The sequence below is a fragment of the Labrys sp. WJW genome, assembly GCF_001676615.1.
Classification (GTDB): domain Bacteria; phylum Pseudomonadota; class Alphaproteobacteria; order Rhizobiales; family Labraceae; genus Labrys; species Labrys sedimenti.
This window is the reverse complement of record NZ_LYXZ01000062.1, coordinates 91,067-99,228: the sequence shown is the minus strand read 5'-3', so window position 1 is coordinate 99,228 and position 8,162 is coordinate 91,067. Positions and strand designations below refer to the sequence as shown.

Below are 8,162 nucleotides of genomic sequence, written 5' to 3'. Positions count from 1 at the left end.
CCTGCAGGCACGGTTGCGACCGGGGCAGCAGGAGCCGCAGGCGTAGCCTGGCCAGCCTCGCCCTGGACGAGCGGAGCGGTGTCGGAAGCACCGGCGGGAGCCGTTGGCGTCGCCACGGCTGAAGGCTGCTCAGCAGGAGGGGTCGGCGCCAAGGCCGAAACATCCACGGAACGGGTCTGCGGGGCGCGGGGCTCGGCGTTGGTGATCGGCGCCTCGCCAGTCACCACCGAGCTATCCGGCATGATCTTGATGGTCTTCACCCGCCGAGGCTCGTCGGGTGCCTGTGCAACCTGGGATTCAGAAGCATTGCTGGCGGTCTGGTCGGGTGCGGCAGCGCCCTCGGGATTGGGGAGCACGATGTTGCTCGTCGTCACCGGACGCGTCGCATTGGCATCGGGCGCCGCCGGGGTCGAGGCTGCTGCCCCTTCGGGTCGGGTCGGCACCACCGCAACCGGCTGCTCCTCATGACGCACCAGCCGCTCATTGGCGACGGAAGCGGTCTGATTGCTGCGATTGAAGATCTCGTGGGTCGGCTGGCTGGCCGCCGCCGCTGTCTCGGCCGGCTTGATCTTGACCGGATCCGTGCTCGCCTTGATCACCGGCGGCGCGCTGCCGATACCCGGAATGTCGCTGCCGACGAAGCCGCCCTTCTTCCAGACATAGGCCAGGCCGCCCCCGATACTGGCGACGAGAACGAGAGCGGCGAGGCTGACGGCGCTGCCGCGGGACTTGCGCCGGGGCATCCGGGTCTCGGCGCGCGGCGCCAGATATTCGTCATCGGCGGCCGGCGCATAGCGATCTTCCTCGCCTTCGGGATAGGCTTCCACATAGGGATTACCGTCACGATCGACCCAGACGCCGCGCTGTTCGTCATAGACCCATTCAGGTCCTTGCTCCTCGCGCTCGTCATCGAAGACATAGGCCTTCGATTGGCGCGTAGCGACATCCTGGTAGTCGTCGTAGTAGTCGCCTTGATGAGCCTGCGCCTGCTCGGCCTGCGCATGTTTGGACACGGTCTCGGGATGGCCATCGCGAATCTCGTGTCCATTGCGATCATAGCGATCCGTCATGCCCGCCTCCTGCGAACGCAAAACGCCGGCCGAAGCATAGGCCTTTGTGTCACGCCTTTCAGCATAAACATCGCGGTCGCCGCCTGCAGTTGCCAGATCGGACAGCCATTGATCGCTGTTGCTGGCTGCGACACGGCGATGTTCGGTTTCAATCATGACTCGTTCCTGACCAGGCTGGTCGATCGCCAGGGGCGATCTGCGGCCAAAACGGCCGATCTCGTTTCAGCGCATCTCGTCCGGCGCAGAACTGCCGAGCAAGCCGAGTCCAGACTTAAGAACCGTCTCGACCCCGCGCACCAACGCCAAGCGGGCGCCTGTTAACAATCGATCATCATCCCTAATGAAGCGTAAATGAGGGGCCCCGAGACTGCGATAATATTGCTGGTGCAGCCCGCCGGCCAAGCTGCACAGATAGTGGAGCAGCCTGCAGGGCTCGCGCTGCCTCACGGCGAGATCGATCTGGCTTGGATATAGGGCAAGCAAGCGCAGAATCAACTGCACGCCCTCATCCTCGAAAGCCCGAACATCCCAGTGATTTTCATCGCAATCACCATGTCCCCTGATCTCCCCCTGTTGGCGTAGGGCGCAGCAGCGGGCATGGGCATAATGCAGCTCAAAGACGGGGTTGGCATGGCTCTGATCGAGCAGAAGGTCGAGGTCGAGCGTGAGCGGAGCATCGGCAGGCTGCATCAGCATGCCCAGACGAGCGGCGTCGTCGCCGATGAGGCCGGCAACCATCGAAAGGTCGAGCTCGTCGGCGCGATGGCCGGCGATTGGCGGGGAGTTTCGCCCTTTTAAACCCAAAAGCGGCCCGAGTCGGACAATGACATCGGCATGCACCGCACCTGTCCTGAAGTGCCTGTCCGCGCGAGAACCGAGATGGTCCAGCATATTGGCCAGGGCAGTGCCGACCGCTTCGCAGCGCGCCGGCGACAGGGGCCTGCTGCTCTGCGGATCGGTGGCCCCGAAGCCGATCGTGGAGTTGCCTGCCCCCTCGCGCGTGCTGGCGCCATAGCGGCTGCCGGCCCTCTGCACGCCCGCAAGCATGCGGGCCCAGATCGCCGGCGCCAGCGTCAGGTTCAGGAAGCCGGGCCCGGCAATTTCGACTCCGGCGATGCCATCGACGCTCTCCAGCGTTTCGGCAAGGAGAGCGGCCAGGATCCGGGATGGCATCCTTGCTGGCCGGCTCAGCACGAGGGCAGCATTGCAGGTGAAATCTCCCCGCCCTGTCTGGTCAGCCACCTCGACGCCGATCGAAGCCGCATCGAGACCGGCGGGCAGACGGCCCGCCGCCTGGAGCGAAGCGATAGCCTCCTGTACGCCACGCCTGAGCCATTCGATCGGATCCATGGCAGCGACGTCAGCGCAGATCCGGCGCCGTTCCGAACAGGCGTCGATGCTCGTTGATCGCGAAAGTATCGGTCATGCCGGCAATATAATCAGCGACACGGCGCGCACGCTTGTCCTCCCGCGCACCTTCCAGCCCCTCGCACCATTCGGCCGGCATCTGGCTGATCTCGGCGAACAGGCGGTCGAACAGGCGGGTGACCACCTGCGCAGCATGCATGCGGACCTTCATCACCCGTTCGTGGCGATACATGTTGGGATAAAGAAAGCCCTTGATTCCCTTGTCGGCCAGCGCGACGGACGGCGAAAAGGCAATCAGCGTCTTGCCGGCTCCCCGCACATCCTCGCTCGATCGGTAGAGCCCGGAGGTGAAGGCGGCCTTGCCCATGCCGATCACATCTTCCACCAGCCGGGTGATCACTCGGCGCATCAATTCGTGGGTGGTGCGGCCACGATCGAGGTCAGGATGACGATCGGCGATCTCGGCGAGCAATTCACCGGCGAGCGGCACCTGCCCGAGATCGGCGAGCTCGAACAGGCCGGCACGCAGCCCGTCATCGATGTCATGTGCATTATAGGCAATGTCGTCGGCAATGGCGGCAGCCTGCGCCTCGGCACTGGCGAAACCCTCGAGATCGAGATTCTGCTGGGCCTGATATTCCAGGATGGCGACGGGAATGCCCCGCTCGCGATAGCGCGCCACCGGGGTGCCGTCCGCCTGCAGCAGAGGCCCGTTGTGTTTCACCAGCCCTTCCAGGGTCTCCCAGGCCAGGTTGAGTCCATCGAACTCGGCATAGCGCCGCTCGAGGCGGGTGACGATGCGCAGCGACTGGGCATTGTGGTCGAAGCCGCCATAGGCGCGCATCGCCTCGTCCAACGCATCCTCGCCGGTATGGCCGAACGGCGTGTGGCCGAGATCATGCGCCAGGGCCAGGGCCTCGGCGAGATCCTCGTCGAGCGCCAGGGAACGGGCGATCGAACGGGCGATCTGGGCGACCTCGATCGTGTGGGTCAGCCGGGTGCGGTAATGATCGCCCTCATGCGCGACGAAAACCTGAGTCTTGTGCTTGAGGCGGCGGAAAGCCGTGGAGTGGATGATGCGATCGCGGTCGCGCTGGAAATCGGTCCGCGTCGGCGACTGCGGCTCGGCAAACAACCGCCCGCGCGATTGGGGCGCCACCGCCCACGGACCGCGAGGCCGGATCACGCAATCGGGTATCTCGAGTTCGGCCATCGCGCCTCACGCCTTGCTTGCGCCTCAATAGAGGTTGCCACGTGGCAAGGCAAAGCTTCTTTACGGCGCGATCGAGCATTGAACCTTTGGCCCTTCGCACATATTTTCGGTACAAGATGCAGCCAAGTTTACAGGATGCCATGACCAGTCCCGTTTCCGTGAGCGACCGCGCTGCGCGCCGGATCGCCAAGATTCTCGAAAGTGAACCGTCCGGCTCGATGCTGCGCATCAGCGTGGAGGGCGGCGGCTGCTCCGGCTTCCAGTACAAGTTCGTGTTCGACACCGAACGCCACGAGGATGACCTGGCGATCGCCAAGGAAGGCGCCACCGTGCTGATCGACGAGATGTCGCAGCAATATATGGAAGGCGCCGAGCTCGATTATGTCGAGGATCTCATCGGTTCCGCCTTCAAGATCAACAACCCGCAGGCCACTGCCGCTTGTGGCTGCGGCACCAGCTTCTCGGTGTGACATGGTGCGTGTTGCCAGCTGGAACGTGAACTCCATCCGCCAAAGGCTTCCCCATCTCACGGGCTGGCTGAAGGACGCCCAACCGGACGTCGTCTGCCTCCAGGAGATCAAATGCGTGGACGAGGCATTTCCCGCCGCCGAGATCGAGGCGCTCGGCTATAATGTCGCCGTCCATGGCCAGAAAACCTTCAATGGCGTGGCCATACTCTCCAAGCACCCATTCAACGAGGTGAAGACGCGGCTGCCGGGTGACGATGGCGACGAACAGGCCCGCTATATCGAGGCCGTGATCTCCACCGCCTCCGGCGCGTTGCGTGTCGCTTCGATCTATCTGCCGAACGGCAATCCGGTCGGCACCGAAAAATATCCCTACAAGCTCGGCTGGATGGAGCGCCTCAGGCTGCACATCAGCGGCCTGCTCGCGCTCGAGGAACCCTTCGTGATGGCGGGCGACTACAACATCATCCCGCAGGCGGCAGACGCCAAGAACCCGGCAGAATGGGTGAACGACGCTCTCTTCCTGCTCCAGAGCCGCTCCAAGTTCCGCGAATTGCTCGCACTCGGCCTGACGGATGCGTTCCGGGCCTGCGAGGATGCGCCCGGACACTATACCTTCTGGGACTATCAGGCCGGCGGCTGGCAGAAGGACAACGGCATCCGCATCGATCATCTGCTGCTGTCGCCGCAAGCGGCCTCGCGCCTCCAGGGCTGCGCCATCGACAAGGCGATGCGCGGGCAGGAAAAGGCCTCCGACCACGTGCCGATTCGCTGCGACCTCGCCCTCTAGCGTGTCGTCAGTCGCGCTGCTGTGGCGGGTTGAAGGTGGGGAAGTTGAAGCCCGGCCGCCTCTGGCCGCGATTCTGCCCCCCCTTGCCGCCATAGCGGCCGCAGAGTTGGGCCCCCGCGCCGGCCTCGGCACAATGGGGCGAGAATACCACCGGCGGCCCACCCCTTCGCGACCTGCTGCCGGGGAAGATGGTAATCGTCTCTCCCCGCCGTTTCAGAAGCGGGCAGCGCCGCCGGCGTTCCTGGTCGATGGAAAGCCCTCTCTGGCGAGGACAGACCTCTATGGCGCCTTCCCAGATGGTGAAACGCTCATAATTGTCGCTGATTTCGGCCGTGAAATTGGTCCCTCTCACACCGATCCCGGCGAGCGGCGTCTGGATCCAATAGGCCTTCTTGGCGGAGACACCGCTGGCAAAGCGAAACACCCCCTTCGACAGGCCGATCACCACATCCCTGGCCTGCCCCCCCGAATAGACGAAGCGGTCGAGCTTGGCCGATGCCGAAGCGCCGAGCGCAAGGCGCGTCTGGTCGAGGAATTTGATTTCAAGAGCCCCGGAAGGGCCGGTGCGCACGGTCTCGTCGCGATAGACAGCGATATCGACCCCGAGTTCTCCGGCAACCGTGCCGATGGCGGCAGGGGTCACGCCGACCGTGTTCCCCACGGTCTCAGCCGCGTTGGCGGACGTGAAGGCCAAGCTGCAGGCTGCCGCCAGTCCAAAGAAGCGGGGTGTCAGGAAGCGCGATCGTGGCATGCCGATAATCCGCCCTATGTCCGGTCACTGTATTGTTGTTGGCGAAAACGGGCCTCCGACCGCCGGTGCCCGAGTTGAGCGAGCCGAAGGGGTGGCAGCGATGCCAAGACCATCATGACGCATTCCCTTCCATGATCAAGAGGCGAGACTTCTGCGGCCTACAACCCAGCCACACCGGCTGCCGCAAGGGAAAAGCCGATAATTCACTGGCCGAGCGGGGCGAATTCCTCCAGTAGTACCTGCTGTGCTGGAGTATGAGCGTGACATCGACATGCGGCTGAAGCGCTTCCTTGGATATCCGCTGGTGGTGGCTCTGCCGCTGCTGATCTTCAGCCTGTTGACTTTGCTTGGTCCCGCCCCCCTGCCCCGGCTGCAGGACATCGTCTTCGACACCTATCAGCGCTGGCACGCCAAGGGACGCGATCCCGATTCGCCCGTGCGCATCGTGGCGATTGACGAGAAATCGCTGTCCGAAATCGGCCAATTCCCCTGGCCGCGCAGCGTGATCGCCACACTCACTCAAAAGCTGGCCGATGCCGGTGCCGTCGTGGTTGCCTTCGACGTCTTGTTCAGCGAGGCCGACCAGACCTCGCCAGGACTGTTGGTCAAGAAGCTGCCCACCAGCGCCGAACGGGAAGCGCTGGAAAAAGCCATGAGCGCCTCCACCGCCTCCTACGACGTCATGTTTGCACAGACCATGGCGAACATACCCGTCGTGCTCGGTCTTCTGGGAACCGATGCCGGCGAGCCGGTCAAGATCAAGAGCGGATACGGGCAGGTCGGGGATGACCCCGTCAATTTCCTGCCCTCTTTCCCAGCCGCTAAAATGCCGCTGCCCGTCCTTTATGACGCGGCCCGGGGAGCGGGTGCCATTAACTGGTTTCCCGACGGCGACAGCGTCATCCGCAAGGTGCCGACCTTCGTCGCCATCGCCGGCAAGGTGGCGCCATCCCTCTCGCTTGAAACCATTCGCGTCGCCATGGGCGCCGACACCCTCATGGTGCGCGCTTCCAATGCCAGCGGCCAGCCCGCCTTTGGCGTCCAAAGCGGCATCAACACCATCCGAATCGGCGACGGCGACAGAAGCATCTTCATCGATACCGACAGCAATGGCGAGGTTCGCCTGGTTGCGCGCCGATCGGAGCCGTCATCCTGGATCTCGGCTGCCTCGATCCTCGACGGCAGCTTCAATCCGCAGGACATCAAGGATCATATCGTCTTCGTCGGTGCAGTCGCCATCGGCCTGCGCGATCAGCGAAGCACCTCGGTGGAAGAGGCGATCCCCGGCGTCGAGGTACATGCCCAGATCGTCGAACAAGTGCTCGCCGGCGCCAGCCTGGTGCGACCCGACTGGATGCGCGGCCTGGAGGCATTCCTCATCCTCGCCCTGGGCAGCCTGCTGGCCTGGATTCTCAGGCGCACCCGCAACATGCCGTTGGTTTCGACCGTGGCCGGCCTCTCCATCCCGATCATGATCGCCTGCTGGAGCTGGATCCTCTATGTGCGGCAGGGTGTGCTGTTCGATGCGGTGATGCCGAGCGTGGGCACCCTCTCCGTCTTTCTCGCCGCCACGGTCTATCACTACCAGGAGGCCGAGCACCGGCGGGCCGAGGTACGCTCGATGTTCGGCCGCTTCGTGACCCCGGCAGTGGTGGAGCGCCTGGTCGAAGCTCCGGATCGCATCGTGCTCGGCGGCGAGATTCGCGAACTCACCATCATGTTCTCGGACGTGCGCAACTTCACCGGCATTGCCGAGACCCAGTCGCCGGAGGGCGTGGTGTCGCTGATCCGCCGCATCCATACGCCGGCGACGGAAGCCGTTCTTCGCCATAGCGGCACCATCGACAAATTCATAGGCGACGGCATGATGGCCTTCTGGAATGCGCCGCTCGACATGCCGAACCACGCGACGCTCGCCTGCAAGGCAGCGCTGGATATCGCCGGCATGGCACGCGAGTTTCGCGATCCGCCGATCCAGATGGGCATCGGGCTGCATACGGGCGAGGCCTGCGTCGGCAATCTCGGCTCGGAACAGCGGCTCGAATATTCGGCCCTCGGCGATGCAGTCAACCTCGCTTCGCGCCTGGAGGCTCTGACGAAGCTCTATGGCGTGGAGGTTCTCGTCACCGAAGCCACCAGCCGGGCGGCGACCGGCATGCCCTTCCTTGAGCTCGACCGTGCCATGGTACGCGGTCGGCAGGGTGCTATCGGGCTGTTCGCCCTTCACACCGGCGAGGCGGATACCGACTTCTTCCGGCTGCAGGTCGCCCAGGCGGAAATCCTGGCGCCCTATCGGGCCGGCGATTTCGTGGAGGCCCTGGCCCTATTGGAAAAGAACGCAGCAGCCTACCAACGGGGCTATCAGCGCCTGTTCGAGTATTATTCAAAGCATTTCAATAGATTGATAGGGAACCCTAAACTCGATTGGCAGGGCGTGACGCAGCTCTGACGGGCACCAATCTATCCTTCGGAGGCCCTTGGCGCCCCCAAGGAATGGCCCGGC

6 protein-coding genes and 1 pseudogene are annotated in these 8,162 nt (G+C 64.0%); 3 read left to right on the top strand and 4 right to left on the bottom strand.

Going from position 1 to position 8,162, the window contains the following annotated elements:
- From BA190_RS30640 to BA190_RS30630, 3 genes and pseudogenes are all read right to left on the bottom strand, one after another.
- Window positions 1-1,226: pseudogene (locus tag BA190_RS30640) on the bottom strand (hypothetical protein); the annotation flags it as partial.
- Between the two features lie 66 nt (window positions 1,227-1,292).
- Entirely contained in the window at window positions 1,293-2,420 is a 1,128-nt protein-coding gene (locus BA190_RS30635; RefSeq protein WP_068297182.1) for a DALR anticodon-binding domain-containing protein, read from the bottom strand.
- Between the two features lie 10 nt (window positions 2,421-2,430).
- Entirely contained in the window at window positions 2,431-3,651 is a 1,221-nt protein-coding gene (locus BA190_RS30630) for a deoxyguanosinetriphosphate triphosphohydrolase (RefSeq protein WP_068297181.1), read from the bottom strand.
- A 140-nt stretch (window positions 3,652-3,791) separates the two neighbouring features.
- Here BA190_RS30630 and erpA point away from each other — a divergent pair, with 140 nt between their 5' ends.
- Window positions 3,792-4,121, top strand: a complete 330-nt coding sequence (gene erpA / locus BA190_RS30625) for an iron-sulfur cluster insertion protein ErpA (protein WP_068297179.1) — start codon at window positions 3,792-3,794, stop codon at window positions 4,119-4,121.
- Between the two features lie 4 nt (window positions 4,122-4,125).
- A complete protein-coding gene (gene xth / locus BA190_RS30620) occupies window positions 4,126-4,908 on the top strand; it encodes an exodeoxyribonuclease III (RefSeq protein WP_068297223.1) in 783 nt (260 codons plus the stop codon).
- 7 nt (window positions 4,909-4,915) lie between these two features.
- Here the strand turns inward: xth and BA190_RS30615 are convergent, their stop codons facing one another.
- Entirely contained in the window at window positions 4,916-5,659 is a 744-nt protein-coding gene (locus tag BA190_RS30615; RefSeq protein WP_068297176.1) for a FecR domain-containing protein, read from the bottom strand.
- Between the two features lie 271 nt (window positions 5,660-5,930).
- On the opposite strand from BA190_RS30615, the gene BA190_RS30610 reads away from it, so the two are divergent.
- Complete coding sequence (locus BA190_RS30610) at window positions 5,931-8,108, top strand: CHASE2 domain-containing protein (RefSeq protein WP_068297173.1); 2,178 nt, start codon at window positions 5,931-5,933, stop codon at window positions 8,106-8,108.
- Window positions 8,109-8,162: the final 54 nt, after the last annotated feature.